Raw genomic sequence first — 14260 nt, 5'->3', positions numbered from 1 at the left:
GTGTAAATGTTTAAAGAATCTGACCACGTGGAATTTGTTAGTGCCTTTCTTTATCAAAATTTAGGCCTTAATGTTCCCGCTGACGATATAACCGTTCAATTATCTGATACTTCGTTCGACAAAGTAACCTTTGATTACGATGTAGATATCGATAATTTAAATTGTATGTTGGATCTCTACATATCTGAACTAATAAAGCACAACGCATCTTACTCCGATTCTATTCTTTTGAAACAAAAAATAATTTATTTTCTTGGAGTATTTAAGAATTTCGGATTTTTTACGTTTGATATTCGCGGATATAGTAATACTTTAAGCCCAGTTAAAGTTATTGATATTGTTTCAATGATTATTAATGACTGTGAAGAGTTATCTAAAGCTAATTCTTCTACTGATGCTATAAGAAATCTTTATCTCGATAAAATGAAGGTGGATGGGAAAGTGTTAGTTGCGAAATTTGCACTTAAACAGTTTTTTCATTCCGACTTTGGTGACTTTATCTCATTTGTCGAGAAAAGAATTACAGATTGTCTTAATGAAACTTTAAGGATTATCAAAGCTGTTGAACATGGCTTTGTACGTGTTGGGCAGCATAAGATTAATCGCCGTATTAATGATGACTTAAAGTTATGCATTGATTTCAATACTGATGATTATCCGGCAAATATGCCAGATATATATATTAAGTTTAACGATACATTTGATGGGAACGGGGCGTTATATTGTGACAATGATGCCCTCATATCCCTCTATACCGATGTTGCTTCAATTATCAATGTGCCGGTGATGATGGAAGTAAGATTGATCAATAAAAGAGGGCGTGTTGTCTGTGATTCTTCGCATTCAACTTACGTATCTCTCGAAAGTAATGACCGATACAGAGTAACTGATCGCACATTACTAATAACTGAAGCTTTTGACGATTTTCGTAACGCGTCTCAATGATCCTTTTGCTTCAGTCCAAAAAAGTAACTTTGGTTGGCTGAAGACACTTGTCTATGACAATGTAAAATCTGTCGCTGGCATCTTCTTTTAGCTTAACCAAACTTTTATCTAACCCAGTGGGGAAGTCGCTTCCCTTCTGGGGCACTTCCTCTCAAATTTGAGGTAGTGTATATGACACATTCATCTGATGATAAAAACTATGTCCGAGCAGTTCTGAGCTATCTTGGCATAGATTTTGATGAGGCGGATATAGTATTAAGTGTTTGCCATTGTCAAAGTGACGAGCTTTCTTTTACCTGTAATATCAAAGCTATTGAACTCAAGAATGCTGTTGATTTATATGTCGATAGTATCTCTGAGAATGAAATAGAAGCTTTAAACAGAGAATCTTTAAAATCTCGACTCTGTTACTTTCTTGAGGTGTTTGACGCAGTCTCTGGTCAGTACCTTGAGATTTCAGGAAAACACTTTGCAACTAGCCGTTTTGAATATGATGATGTTTGTAGTGAAGTTCTTAGCATGTCTAATGATGTTTCTCAGTCGAAAGGTTATGACCGGGATGAATATAACAGACTGATGCAGGTTGATGGTCAGGTTATGATTGCCCGTTTTGCTTTGCAACAGTTCTGGGATACTCATTTTATTGGACTAATAACATTTGTATCTGAGTCTATAACATCGAGCCTCTATAAAGCTTATGAAACTTTTAGTGATATAAGTTTGGCTTGCTATAAACTGAGTGAATATTCTTATTCACGCTCTATCAACAGTGAATTGACCCTTAATATTTCACTTAAAGAAAATGACTTCTGTGAGGACCTATCTGATTGCTATATGGAAGATGAGGCTTTACCTTCTGGTAGGGTAATTTCTCGACGCAACAATGACTCCATAATAAGTATTTATGAGAGCTATGCTGCGGCTTCTTATATTCCGATGATTGCATCTTTGGAAGTCGTTGATGAATACGGCGAAGTGGTTACTGACCTCTGCCATACCGTTTATGTTTCAGAGTTAACCGGTGGGCGGATTAAAATCCACGACCGTAATGACTTAGTATCTGAAGTTTTCGATAACCTAAGAAATTTAAATCTTGCAGTTGGAGATTCAGTTTCACAAGCTGCTTGATTCTTTCCCTGATTTTGATTTTTTCTCACATACTCTTATGGCACGGTTTCCGTGCCTTTTTTTTGCCTCGCTTACAAGCGTCTACTCCTCTTCTACCTATCCCACCTTACATCACCACTTAAAATCTATCTTTCTAATTCCATTATCCTTTTCGTAGCCTCTAATGCTCTGGTATGAACATACTCTTTAAACTCAAAAAAGTGCTATTAACGAAAAAAAATCCCTAAAGAGATTTGTATACTGTTCTCAACCAAGGAGAGCTCATGAATGAACTAAAATCCAAAAACGAGAACAGTACCAAAAGCAACTTTCCCCCGGTTGATAATCAGTTTTGCTTTTACCATGTTGATTTCAGCATAGAACGACTACTTTCAACGGCCGAGGATCTCCAGCTTGAGTACATCTTCCAGAAACCTGGAAGTGAAGTAAGAAAGGATTTGGTTGAGCGATTCGAACGTGGAGAGCGCTTTGTTACAGCTTCACACTGTGACAATTTCTGTGAAATCCTTGGTTGTCAAGGCCATCAGGAAAATGCATAAACCCATAAACCTACATTTCCACTTTTAAGGATGTTCACTAAAGAATGATTGGAGAAAGTATTTTTGACTGGGTAATTTACGGAATATCCATTTTGATATTTGCCTCAGCACTAATTGAAGGAAAGACAACTCGCTACCCAGCACTTTTTTTCTATGGGAGTTTAATTTTAATGTTAATCCTGATAGTTGCTGGAGGCCTTAACTGGTGGTTCTACAGGTCAAAATATGGCGCAGTAATCGTTATCTTCACAGTGGTCTCTTTACTGATGACTCGATTCCGCCTGGTCATATATAAATTAAGATTAAGAAAGTTAGTTTCAGAAATCAGATTTCGTATAAAAACGGGTTTTCGTATAATTCTTGTTTTGTCGGATAATGAGGATGAGCGTAATGTTCTGCTGTCTATGCTTAGCAACGTATTGCCAGAGCAAACGCTTATTCACACGCGTGATGCTCTCGGACCTCATTCAGAGCCTATCCTAAAAGCTCTTGAGCTACATCATCAACAGGGAACAGGTTACATACTCGTCTGTGAACAACAAATCTCAGCGCGTACGTGGTTGAGTATCGTAGAAAATGGGAAACCTGATACATCTATAGCTGTTAATTTTCATTCGATCCCAGAAATGGAGTGATTTTTTAATGAGTAGAACCGTTTCACAAAGTGTCACAGAAGATTGTCTTTTTGATACCCGCACACAAGTCAGATTACAACTAAGTCGAAGCGTTCATAAAACGCTGGCATCTGCTAAAGAAATTTTACAGGGAAGGGGGGTTGATTCGGTCTCTATTGAAGATCTTGTGCGAGCCTGTCTTGAAGAGAACCAGCCAATTGATCTAGCCTCACTTTACCTTGAAAATCTCTTAAAACAGAAAGGTACCAGCATTTGCGATTTTTAGTGTTTTCAAACCTATTAGATAAAATGCCGGTTGTGTTTATATAACATCAATAATTTCATGCAACAGGTAAAACATGAGTACTCAAAAGCAACTTTCCAGAACTACCGGCACTGAACGTATGTTTAAGGAAGAGCTGGCGTTATCCTTAATTTGTTGGGTTTTCACCAGTCCTTTTACCAACTGGACCGATAAAGTCTTCAGTGGTATTGAAGTTCCGTCTGAAGGACCGTCATCATTACGGGGTGAGACAGAAAAATTCTTTCGTTTTGTCGTTAATGAAGAAGGCTACGACGCAGGAAGGGCTGCTATTGGTCTTGACCTATGTTGTTTTTCACTTCCGTTGTGTTTGTTCCCGGACGCTGCCCTGTCTGAGGAAGAGGTTATGAGTAAGTTAACCGGAGAAGTTATCCATGGAATTCTTCTTTCCTTACCTGAGTTTATTGATATGCCAGAAGTGCTCGCTTACCAGGTCAGGGATGAAATTCTTGCTTTTAACACTCGCTGTGGAGACGGGATCTTTCATGGTTGGAACACGGCTTCAGAATTGTGGAAGTTTGAAATCTTTCCCCGCACCACCATCATGATGCAGCATACTTCGGCAATACATTAAAATTAGGCGGGGCAGAATGCATAAAAAACTTTTTCTTCTCGAATGGAAACCCTGTCAGAGCCGCGTATGGGCCGGTTGGATGGCCCTGTGGTTGACTATCAGTTTTCTGATGTTATCTGCCTTGCTTATGACAGATCATCTCCTGAACAAAGTCATCCTGCCGCCAACATGGTTGTTGATCTGGTTTTCGCCAATGCTGGGGTTTTTGATAAAAGTTCGCGTCGTCGAAACTCAACATTTCCTGGAGCATGACCTCTGTGTTGCAGGTTTCTCTTTTTACCGCTGGAAGAGGTTAGTTTCTCCCGGGCTTTGGTCAGTTGACTGTATAAATGGTCGTTTTCGCCTCAATCGGATCACCCAGGTGGGTAAGACTATCCACTATCCATGGCGTCTCCATTATCATCCTTTGTTCATGAGCCCTATCGAACATAAATCGCATGCTGTGAAAGCTGTTTCAAAATGACTTCTTTAGAGGTTTACATGACATTTATGTTCTGCAAGGTCAGCCTGGGCAGCAAAATTGATTGGAAATAACATGAGCCTGGAGAAACGTATGAGTTATGACGATTTGCCCTATTTTCGTGACCAGATTCTGGAACGCATCGACTCGCTCAAGTGTTTTCTTTCGAACACCCCCCCGATGATGGCAAACCTGATGACTGTCTCCACCGTATCTAGAACAGAAGAGCGCTTGAAGCAGGTTAAACCCATCAGGGTTAGTATTAAAGACGATGCTTCGGTTGAGGAAATTATTCAGGCACTTACTGACATCTGTGTGGATGACATAGAGTCATTAAGTCATGATTCCACCAAAGTAACCACTAAATACCCGGGTCTAATCATTGTCCCCGAAAGAGCAGATCTTCTCGAAAGCTTGATCACTTCTATAAACGAAGCAAAAAATGATTTTGCTGCGGCAATGAGGCGTATCGATAATAAAAAGAATGTCCGTTTTGATAAAGTGCACAAGAAGCTCCCGGGCCTTGTCGCTATGCACTCAACAAGAAATATCCTTTTCATCAAGTCCCAGCTTAAAAAAGTTACTTTTTCATGGCGGCTAAACCGAAACCAGGAAGTTAAAACAGCAGAGCAACTTGTGAGTTTGTTGGAGCGCAGGAGAGCCTCAGAAGTAAAAAATGTAGCAACTACCAATTTGAATGTCGTGTCTAATATCGATAAGGCTTTACACCGTCTTGAATTTCACCCACTGAAGCAGGGCGAATCTTATCGCCTTTGTCGAACTAACTCTTTCCCTGTTCCGATTGCTCACATTTTTGCATTTAGGCCTGAAGGGCAGGAACGAAACGGGAATAAATATGCTGAGACTGATTATTCAGTAGTAAAAGCATCCTTGCCCATTTTCGCAGCAGGCAACATACCTCAATTAAAAACGCTCTCTGACTGGGCTCCTGAAAACAGCCAGGGTCCGTCCAACCAACGGAAGCTGAGCCTGAAATATACAGAACTCGTGCCGGGGGCTGAGCTGGGCATTTTCATTGTCAGCCCCGAAAATTAAGGAACAACAATGCAATGGATTTCCACAGCCAGCCAGAAAATCGATGAGCGTCTCTATCGTGTCTGCGTCTGGGTAAAAAAATATCACGCTGATGCGATTAACCGCGTTGTGCTAACCGTTGATCTAAGTAAAGCCCGACATGACCCTGACGAGGACCAGGTAAGAGCAGAGCTGCTGTGCGGCCATTATTTTTTGCTTCGTAAGGAAAACGCTTCGAACTCTGCGCCTGACGATCAAAAGTTTGCTTTCCTGCCTGACGGGCGCAATCTGTGTTGGCAGACCGCAACCCCGGTGCTTCAGCATCTCCTACTCAATAAAAACGTTCCTGAGTCGCTGAGGTTGCTTACGGACTACATACATATGCGTCTGGCCAGGCTGACAATGGTACCTATGTCCGGAACCATCATGAACGAGGCTCTGCTGGACAGCATCAGCTGGGTTAAGGTGGATTTGACCTACTTCTGGCAGTACGAACAGCTCAGCTCTCATCTGGGACCCATCCAGATAACCCACAAGGCACTTGTACGCTTCGGGCACCTGGCAAAGAATGATGAAAACTCCAGTGCCATAAGAATTCTGCGTCAGCGTCTGTCTTCAGAATTCTTACAAGAATTTCAGATGGCTGAGGATGAGCTAAAGCGCAAACAGTCGTTGATGGGCACCATGGACGTGAAAATGCTGTTTCATGCTCATTACCCCAGCCAGAAGATGCTGGTGGCTCGATATAAAAATGGTTGGGTAATGGTGGATTGTTTTCTGTTTCACCATACCAAACCTAAGAAAAAAGCAAAAAACAAAACTACTGTGGCTAAGCCTCAACTTAAACAGACTAAAAGAGAAGGGAGTGAAAATGGAACTGGGCATTATGGTGTGCATCGTGTTGTTACTCTCAGTGGCGGCGGCGTGGATCAGTAATAAGACAGTTGATTTGCTCGAAAGATTCTATTTCAAGCGTCCGCTGAGCATGGAGTACGCGGCATGGCTACGTGTAATGTGTGCAGGCTTGTTATTAGTTTTTATTCAGGTTGCTCCCCAATTTACACTCCTGTATACCCTTAAACTTGTCACGCTTATTAATCTTGGAATCCAGACAATGAAATTAAATGGCGTGTACAAATATAAAAGGACGGGAATTTTGCCTCCGGGAGGGGCACTCTCTAATCTCACCAGACTTAACCCGTTCAAGAAAAAATAAAGTTATGCGCCCGTGAGGGCGCTATTCATCAAAGGCATTTCGCATAAGCTTGATCATGGCTTTTTTACCAGCTTCAATATTGCGAATGTAGCGCATAACCATTTCTTCATTCGACCAGTTCCCCATTTCCATAATCTGTGGTAGCGAGTAACCTTCAATATCCAGCTGTATCGCACCGCCTACACGAACGCTGTGCCCTGTCCAGTAACGGGTTTTAGTCTCATTTGGATAAAGCTCATTCCACATTTCTTTAAATGCCCGTAAAAGGGAATTTTTGCTGAGCATACCGGCATCGTCCACAGTGTCTTCCTCATCTTCATCGTTCAGAAGACTTTGTTTAGCACGGTAGGGCAGGTTATGCCGTTTAAGAAGCTCAGATAGCTCATTCCCTTTACTCCGAAGCTTCCAGCCGGGTGGCATATAGCCTGTATCATGGAAATTTACGGCCTGGAAAAGGTATTCATCCGGATGACTGTGCTGATCCATTTTCACAAGGTTCATCAATCTCAAGAGGCAGTTAGTTAACTGACGTGTCAGCCGGTAGGTAAGAAGTGTACTGATGTTCGTTTTTGTACGGTATACCGTCAGGTTAAATTCACCGGTCATACTATCCAGAGACAGATCTTTCAGACGTATACGGCGAATTTCGGATGAACGGAGCAGTGTTTCAAAGCCTGTCCAGATCAGGCACAGGTCACGAAGCTTACGAACTGAGTTTGTAGTACTGCGTAACTTTATCAGAGCCTTGAGATCGCCAATAAGAAAGGGAGTTGCCTGTTTAGTCGTCTTTCGCTTCCGGGCTTCCGATTGTTTTAAGGCTTCCAGCATGTACCATGCTTCAGACGTAATAATCCCGGGCAGGTTAAGCCCTTTTTTATGGATACTGTTTAAGGCCTGAAGACAGCTGTTTATGCTGCTTCGTGACAATTTGCCTTCAAGATGCCCCATAAACGCCAGCAGAGCTTCCTCAGACACGGGGAGCGAACTTACTGGCCAGTCTGTATGCAACCGGGCATTCGCCTGATACCATTCGTTCCATACTCGTAGCCAGTGCAGATAGGTTTTAGCTGTGTTGTATCTCAGATGGGAAAAGTAACGGATCAAGCGTGAAAGCTGTTTATCATGGTTGCCGAACGTTTCCAGCTGCTGATGCAATTCGCTTTCCGAAAACTGTCTGATCACTGATTGATTCTTCATCCTGCTCACCGGGATACACTGGTTTTATTTACAGTCATTTTAGCACTCATGTACCTGGTTATGAACAGGGTGGAAACAACGAAAAAGGTTGTGAAATCGTTAGGCTTAAGTGAAAAATGATATTAAGATTATCCCTGGCCAGTTGAGGCCTGTCTAAAGAAGGTTGATTATGTCTGACACAAAGCAGTCTTATTTAATGAAATTCCGTAAGTGTAGTTCGTTCGAAACGCTCGAAAAAGTATTTGAAAGGTTATGTGAAAAAAACTCGGGTGTCGCCTCTCTTGAAATTTCTGGTGCTTATGATCATCGTAAAGCTGAACTGACAATGAAAAAGTTATATGACAAAGTTCCTGCGAGTGTGTGGACCTTTGTTCGCGAGTAATTATTGATATTGGCACAACAAAAAGACTGTGTCTGGATTTGAAAATAGTTTATGCCCCTTTCGGGGCTAAAGGCACTGTAATAGCCTGTCTTTTTAACTTTCTTATTAAGTTCGGAGAAAGACTTTAATCATAAGCCAAGCCCACTGCTAAATACATCCGATATTCTCCTTAATTTTAGAAGTTGTGATAAAAGTTACTTTACCTAAACTTCTCTCTCCATATTTGTAAGGCTCTCATTTGATTCTTGTCAAACATTAATCTGGAAAACTAAAAAATCATTTCTTTTAATTCGTTTTACAGAAATCCTCCTCCGTTATTTCGGATATAGTTTGAATAATTATCAAAAACGGGGTGCAGCCATGCGTAAGAGTTACACATTTGGTATTCCATTTGGACTCCAGAGAGAATCAGGACTCTTTTTAGATATTACAGAGGTCAGCCGGGGTATCGACTGTAACTGCATCTGCCCCGCTTGCAAAACTGATCTGTTAGCAAAGCAGGGGGAGGTCAAGCTTTGGCATTTCTCACACAGTACTGCTGTAGCCGGTGACTGTGATGGTCTGATGGAAGCCATCCGGGGAAAAATTATTGAAGTCATCAACGAGCACCAGGTTCTTGGTTTCCCAAATCTTCTCGCTGGCGACGATGGTGGGCCGGTTTCACTGAATGAGGTTATTGGAAGCGGCAGTATGTTCGGAGGCACAGCTGATCTGTTCGTAAAGGTTAATGATTTATGTGTGGCCGTCTTTCTGGACAGGGATCGTAGCATTTCTGCGAAGTTAACCTTTGACCACCTTCATCCTTCCGAAAGAGTTGCCGCATTGCGTATCGATCTTCCAGATATTGAATATGAAATCAGTCAGGTGCAGCTCGGGCGACGTAAAACAACATACAGTGAGTGCATTGAAAGCCTGATCATTGATGAGACCAGTTCCCGGGAATGGCTATATCATCCATTAATGCATGAACTTGAATCTGAACCTCTTCAGGAGTATCGGGGACGGGAGCCTTCAGAGGAAGGGCCTCTTCTTCAGCGCCTTGCTGACTGTAAGATGAAATTGCCTGATATCCTTCCGGGCAGTCATAACGCGTTAGTCAGGTTACAGCAGGATACGATTGTATGTCTGTGTCGGTTAACGGTTCGGGCTTATGACATCGCTCAGACCGATGAATTTCCTTTGTTCCTTCGCTATTTCAGGTTGCACTGCCTGGAAAACAGCGAACATGTCAGTTACGAAAGACTGATCTGCTGGCAGGAAATGATTTCAAAAACCCAGGAAGGCCAGTCCTTGACACAAAACGAACTTGAATATCTTCATGAGATTGTCCGCATCGCCTTATACAATCACCGGCTTAACAATGTCAGTATTTCAGATGTTAAAAACCATGACACAGGAAAGGAGAGCGGCAGGGTAGAGCCACAAAACTATTCACTCTTATAAATAAATTGGGCTTTGCGCATTAAACCCTTGCCGCAGGAGGTGTACCGCATATCCGGCACAGACAGTCAGTTTTTCTGGCAGCTTAAATTTGACACAGCTTAATATAGTGATTCATTAAACAGGTTCAGTATGCTGCCAGAACGTTTTAGTCGTTATGGGCGTCCGTTAGTTTTCTACTAACTGAACGACGACCAGCCTGCCGCCTTCCTCCTTTGACAGAACAAACTGAGCGTTATTCGTCAGTTCAATTTTTTCCCCAATGGCAATCTGTCGTTTATCCGGTAATGACATAAGCCCATTTATGCCTTCATTTACTAACCACCACTGATCGTTATGGAAAACAAAATACCCAACTCGTTTCCTTTGCAAATCGGTTGTACGCTCATTTGGCGCAATGAGGCGATTCACATGCCACGCATAGATTGACTGCCCGCTCCACACCATCAACCGGTGGTCGTCAGGACGATAACTGCCTTCCTTTCGGGAAGAATATAAATTTAGAACCGGTAATTTACCCTTGTATGGCGTACCGCAGTAGGGACAAACCGGCTTTGTCTTACCCGAGAAAACGTACCATTTCTGTTCACACGCCTTGTTCTGGCAGGGCTGTATCAGATCGACTGTTTTAACCAGGGCGCTTTCCCACTCATCGGCGGTCGGGCGTTTAGTGGCATCGTGTAAGCCATCTATAAAGGCGCGCTCAAACAAAGGTGTCAGATAAGGGCCCATGATGGTGTAAGGAATTTTCTCCGGGTCAGCCCAGGGCAGTGAAAAGGACGATAGCTGACTGACTTTGACTGCATTGCTTTTGTCTGTCGGATGTTCAATGAAGAGTGCCTTCTCACCCATAGATAAGGTCTCATCACGTACTTCATCCGACATGTCATGTATTTTTCCGCCACGTAGCGGATGACGGAAGAACAGATACATGTAGATAAGCACCGACAGCGCATGACGGTCAGTAGAAATGCTTGGCAATACGCGGTTCGGATCCTCTTTGGAAAGATGGCTGGTTTTCACCACTTCCGGAGCGATAAAATCCGGGGTGCCCACGACGTCGGGAGGATACTTTCCAGGGACAACCAGGCCGTCTACGTCAATGATGCAGGCATGTCCCATTTCTGGATCGATAAGCACGTTTTTATAGCTTAGATCGCTGTGACAGAGACCTGCCGCATGCATCCTTCTGACGGCTCTTGTTAGCAGCAGACAGACCTTGAGATAGGTAAGCGTATTGCCTCGTTCACGTGGGTCGAGAAATTTATTCTGGTTGCTGGCGCTGGCAAACCATTTGCCTTCCTTTTCACGGCCTTTTATGCCAAGAAAATCATCGTTTTTAGAGCCGTATTTAAAGAAAAAGTAGCTTTTGTAGGTTGGAACCACGATGCCGATTTTATCCCCATGCTCAACAACGTGGGTCGGCCAGCAAAACAGGTCCTTCCAGTATTCACCTCCGGACTGGCCAAAAATGTTTTGCCTGTAGCGTCCGGTGATCATATCAATCCGATCCCGGGCCTGCTCGTTCTGCGGTTTATGATAAAAAGCGACGACGTATGATTTATCAGGCGAGAAGTAAACATCCTTCATCGAGCCCGAACCAATTACCTCGTCAACATACTGGACTGTTTCGCCGTCCTTTGTTTTGCACGTAACAATATTTGCCATATTGATCACCGAAGAAGCGTATCCCTTACCACAACACCGCAATAGTGCGGTCATCGTGGTTCCCTGTGGAGAAAAAGTTAAGCCAGTCGCCTAACCTCTCAGGCGCAATACTGGCGTCTGTAAGGACAGGGATGAGCTCATCAAGGAGACGGGTCCATTTTTCGTCACTGCGAAGCCCGTTATCTGTCTCAAACAGAGGGTCTGATACGCCATCTGTCATGAGGATCAAGTGAGATACATCATTCCATTTACCCACGCTGATGCGGCCGCTAAACGAGGGGTCTGCGATAATGCTCTGGTCAAGAAAGCGGGTTTGTCCTGCGTATTCTCCGCTATCGGGATTTCCCAGTATCCTGACTTTACCGGAAGGGCTGTATGCACCTATCGCACCATCACCAAGCCAGAATGCAGCCGCAAACAGCTCATTATCAGTTCGTAGCGCTACAGTTGCCAGTAGGGTTGTTGAATAGGATTTCACAGGTTGTTCTGCACAAATGGCTTCGTTCTGGATACTGTTGACCGCGAGCGTAGCTGCCTGTTTAAAATGATGAAGCATGGCGTTTATGGTTGCCTGCTGATCGCTCCCTTCCCACGCCGTGATGTGCTGCTTTAGATGGACGCCTTTCAAACCACTGAGCTGATTGAAAAGGTAATCGCCAGCCGTTTGGACTGCAATCCGGGAGCCTTCCCGGGAATTTACCGCACTACCGGCCCCGTCTGCGACCAGCATGACAGACCATCCTGTTTCCTGGCAGTGGTTGATATAGAAGTCGTCATCTCTGAAGCTCCCGGCATGCTCATGAGATCGTCCCCGGCGACTGGCGGCAGCAATACGTATGTCACCCCTGACCAGGCCAGCAGCGTCCAGATGGGACTTAGGGTAGGAAGCGCCTGCTGGTGGCTCTACCACCTTCCACAGGCTTCTCGGATCGGGATTGACTATAAAAAGCTGTTTTGTTTCGCATTCGTCGTGCGAAGCGCATGACCAGAGTACTGAAAGCTCTATATCGCCGCTTTCGGTGGGTGTACCTGTCAGCAACTTATGCTCTTTGTCAAAGGTCAGGCCAATGTTCCTGGGAAAGACAACGTCCCTGACAGTAGCCTGCTGGCCCTCATCCAGAACTATAGCAACCGGCGAAGAGAAACGTTCGCCTGCGCGGGCGTTGGGAATAACTATTTTAGCTCTCGGGGGAACGGCAGGTGGCACAGCTAATCCGGCCCGCTGCTGGCCTGTCGGTATCTGCCCGGGTTTTAATACCAGGGAAGACAGGTTTTCGTCTTCCCTCTGTGCTGGTTTATCAAATTCGTAATAAGGCATCAGCTTCCAGAACGGAGGATGAGGTTCATTTTCTGGCAGGGGTTGCAGTAATGGTGTATCGGTAGCGTCAATGCCCGGGTTATCTGCATCACTTACGACCGTTTGTTGCTGATCGGAAAGGCTGGATGCTGACGAGGGGGCGATCTCTGCGTCGTTATAACCTTCGCTAACCCGCGCAGATAAACCCTGTGCAAGGCTCTCAATCCGCTCTTTAAGCCGCATAATCTCTTCAGTAAGGGAAGGGTCGTGCGATAGAAGAAAAAGCCGCTCACCTTCTACAGGGTGGCCCAGCTCAGACAGCACTAAGCGGATAATCTTCTCTTCAAGTAAAGCATTTTGCGACATCAACCTCTCCCTCTGTTTACGTCGAAGTTAGTGTTTCCGCCATCATTGCTGAATGACAGACCTGTTTCACACCACGGGCAGATCACGTCATCCGGGCCGTCAATGCACAGCAATTTTCCGCATGAGCACAGGGCAAACGCACTGGCATTACCGCAGTGAGGGCAACCCGGTACGCCATGCAGTTCGCTGGTGTTTACCTGCAAACCGGTAGCGGTGGCATCTGACCATGCAAAATAGTCCTCATCGATGGGATAGCATCCGGCAATATTAAAGCTGTTCAGGTTCAGGCTGAAATCGAGCCCGGAAATCCTTGCTGGTGGCCGTTCATACTTCATCAGATACGGACGACGGGTCTTGCTGCAACGGCCGGTAAGCGTAACGCAGTTTTCGTCGTACGCTTTTACTGGCTCGTCCTTGGCCAGCCGGACTATGTATTCAGTCTGGCTGAGCTCAGGTTGTTTGTCGTCTCCGACGCTGCGGCTGTGCGCCGTAACCGAGGCTGTGATCCATTTGATGAAGCGGGTAAAGTCCCCTTCCTGAGACTCGGTGAACAGCATGACATTCTCTGTCAGTTGCCGCAGGGTATTCAGGTCCGCTGACGGCCCCAGGCCAACGGCAATGAGATTCACTTTACTCGCGTAGTGATCCTTCCAGCGCTTCACTTCTGCGGTTGTGTCGTCAGTCGGACGTCCGTCGGTAAGGAGATACACGACGGGTTTCCAGTCGCCTTTAGCCTCATGAGTGGTTTTTCTGACCTGGGTATCAATTTGTACGGTCAGCTCACGCAATGCGGCCCCAAGGCTCGTACCGCCGCCAACGGGAAGGCGGGGAGGGTAGAACGAGGCAATTTCGTGAAGAGGTACAATCGTACGGGCTACACCGGCAAATGCGATTACCGAAACCCAGGCTGTTTCAAGTGCGTGTGGATCCTTTCTTAAATCTCCGACGATCATTTGCAGACCATCAGTCATTTTTTTCAGGTTTTCACCAATCATGGACTCTGAACAGTCCAGGACAAAAAACACGGGAAGGCGTCTCATAATTTTCCTCGTACGGCTGGTACGGCCAGCAGAAAAC

16 protein-coding genes are annotated in these 14260 nt (G+C 44.6%); 12 read left to right on the top strand and 4 right to left on the bottom strand.

Annotated elements, in window-relative coordinates; translation table 11 throughout:
* The first annotated feature begins 6 nt into the window (after positions 1 to 6).
* The 10 genes from LLF79_RS23790 to LLF79_RS23745 all read left to right on the top strand — a co-directional run bounded on the left by LLF79_RS23790 (position 7) and on the right by LLF79_RS23745 (position 6833).
* Complete coding sequence (locus LLF79_RS23790) at positions 7 to 945, top strand: hypothetical protein (protein ID WP_000472041.1); 939 nt, start codon at positions 7 to 9, stop codon at positions 943 to 945.
* Positions 946 to 1116: 171 nt separating this feature from the next.
* On the top strand, positions 1117 to 2073 hold the full coding sequence (locus LLF79_RS23785) for a hypothetical protein (RefSeq protein ID WP_000149830.1): 957 nt from the start codon (positions 1117 to 1119) through the stop codon (positions 2071 to 2073).
* A gap of 263 nt (positions 2074 to 2336) precedes the next feature.
* Entirely contained in the window at positions 2337 to 2612 is a 276-nt protein-coding gene (locus tag LLF79_RS23780) for a hypothetical protein (protein WP_001004201.1), read from the top strand.
* 44 nt (positions 2613 to 2656) lie between these two features.
* Positions 2657 to 3247 carry a hypothetical protein gene (locus LLF79_RS23775; protein ID WP_000578891.1) on the top strand — a complete coding sequence of 197 codons (591 nt, stop codon included), beginning with the start codon at positions 2657 to 2659 and terminating at the stop codon, positions 3245 to 3247.
* Positions 3248 to 3254: 7 nt separating this feature from the next.
* Positions 3255 to 3512, top strand: a complete 258-nt coding sequence (locus LLF79_RS23770) for a hypothetical protein (protein WP_001371933.1) — start codon at positions 3255 to 3257, stop codon at positions 3510 to 3512.
* A 73-nt stretch (positions 3513 to 3585) separates the two neighbouring features.
* On the top strand, positions 3586 to 4122 hold the full coding sequence (locus LLF79_RS23765) for a hypothetical protein (RefSeq protein ID WP_000107167.1): 537 nt from the start codon (positions 3586 to 3588) through the stop codon (positions 4120 to 4122).
* A gap of 16 nt (positions 4123 to 4138) precedes the next feature.
* The gene (locus tag LLF79_RS23760; protein ID WP_000549069.1) at positions 4139 to 4585 is read left to right on the top strand and encodes a hypothetical protein; all 447 of its coding nucleotides are present in this window, start codon (positions 4139 to 4141) and stop codon (positions 4583 to 4585) included.
* A gap of 90 nt (positions 4586 to 4675) precedes the next feature.
* Entirely contained in the window at positions 4676 to 5638 is a 963-nt protein-coding gene (locus LLF79_RS23755; protein ID WP_000119428.1) for a DNA replication terminus site-binding protein, read from the top strand.
* Positions 5639 to 5647: 9 nt separating this feature from the next.
* Positions 5648 to 6553 carry a hypothetical protein gene (locus tag LLF79_RS23750; protein WP_001198595.1) on the top strand — a complete coding sequence of 302 codons (906 nt, stop codon included), beginning with the start codon at positions 5648 to 5650 and terminating at the stop codon, positions 6551 to 6553.
* Complete coding sequence (locus LLF79_RS23745; RefSeq protein ID WP_001805195.1) at positions 6489 to 6833, top strand: hypothetical protein; 345 nt, start codon at positions 6489 to 6491, stop codon at positions 6831 to 6833. The genes LLF79_RS23750 and LLF79_RS23745 overlap by 65 nt, the downstream gene beginning before the upstream one ends.
* A gap of 21 nt (positions 6834 to 6854) precedes the next feature.
* On the opposite strand, the gene LLF79_RS23740 is transcribed toward LLF79_RS23745, so the two are convergent.
* On the bottom strand, positions 6855 to 8030 hold the full coding sequence (locus LLF79_RS23740; RefSeq protein ID WP_000795949.1) for a tyrosine-type recombinase/integrase: 1176 nt from the start codon (positions 8028 to 8030) through the stop codon (positions 6855 to 6857).
* Between the two features lie 169 nt (positions 8031 to 8199).
* Between LLF79_RS23740 and LLF79_RS23735 the strand changes: the two genes are divergently transcribed.
* A complete protein-coding gene (locus tag LLF79_RS23735) occupies positions 8200 to 8412 on the top strand; it encodes an Hha/YmoA family nucleoid-associated regulatory protein (RefSeq protein ID WP_001285422.1) in 213 nt (70 codons plus the stop codon).
* Positions 8413 to 8772: 360 nt separating this feature from the next.
* Positions 8773 to 9855, top strand: a complete 1083-nt coding sequence (locus tag LLF79_RS23730; RefSeq protein WP_001232447.1) for a hypothetical protein — start codon at positions 8773 to 8775, stop codon at positions 9853 to 9855.
* 165 nt (positions 9856 to 10020) lie between these two features.
* Here LLF79_RS23730 and LLF79_RS23725 read toward each other — a convergent pair whose 3' ends face one another.
* From LLF79_RS23725 to LLF79_RS23715, 3 genes are read right to left on the bottom strand one after another with little or no spacing between them, the layout of a single operon-like run.
* Positions 10021 to 11520 (bottom strand): helix-hairpin-helix domain-containing protein, encoded by a 1500-nt coding sequence (locus LLF79_RS23725; protein ID WP_058688213.1) that lies wholly within the window; start codon positions 11518 to 11520, stop codon positions 10021 to 10023.
* Between the two features lie 25 nt (positions 11521 to 11545).
* Positions 11546 to 13183, bottom strand: coding sequence for a PP2C family serine/threonine-protein phosphatase (locus LLF79_RS23720; RefSeq protein WP_013087238.1), 1638 nt, complete (start codon positions 13181 to 13183; stop codon positions 11546 to 11548).
* Entirely contained in the window at positions 13183 to 14223 is a 1041-nt protein-coding gene (locus LLF79_RS23715) for a TerY-C metal binding domain-containing protein (RefSeq protein WP_045899550.1), read from the bottom strand. The genes LLF79_RS23720 and LLF79_RS23715 overlap by 1 nt, the downstream gene beginning before the upstream one ends.
* Positions 14224 to 14260 lie beyond the last annotated feature (37 nt).

Origin of the sequence: Enterobacter cloacae complex sp. 2021EL-01169 (assembly GCF_020733125.1) — a bacterium.
GTDB lineage: Bacteria > Pseudomonadota > Gammaproteobacteria > Enterobacterales > Enterobacteriaceae > Enterobacter > Enterobacter roggenkampii.
Note: the sequence above shows the minus strand (reverse complement) of the source record. Positions and strands in the feature narration are given on the sequence as shown.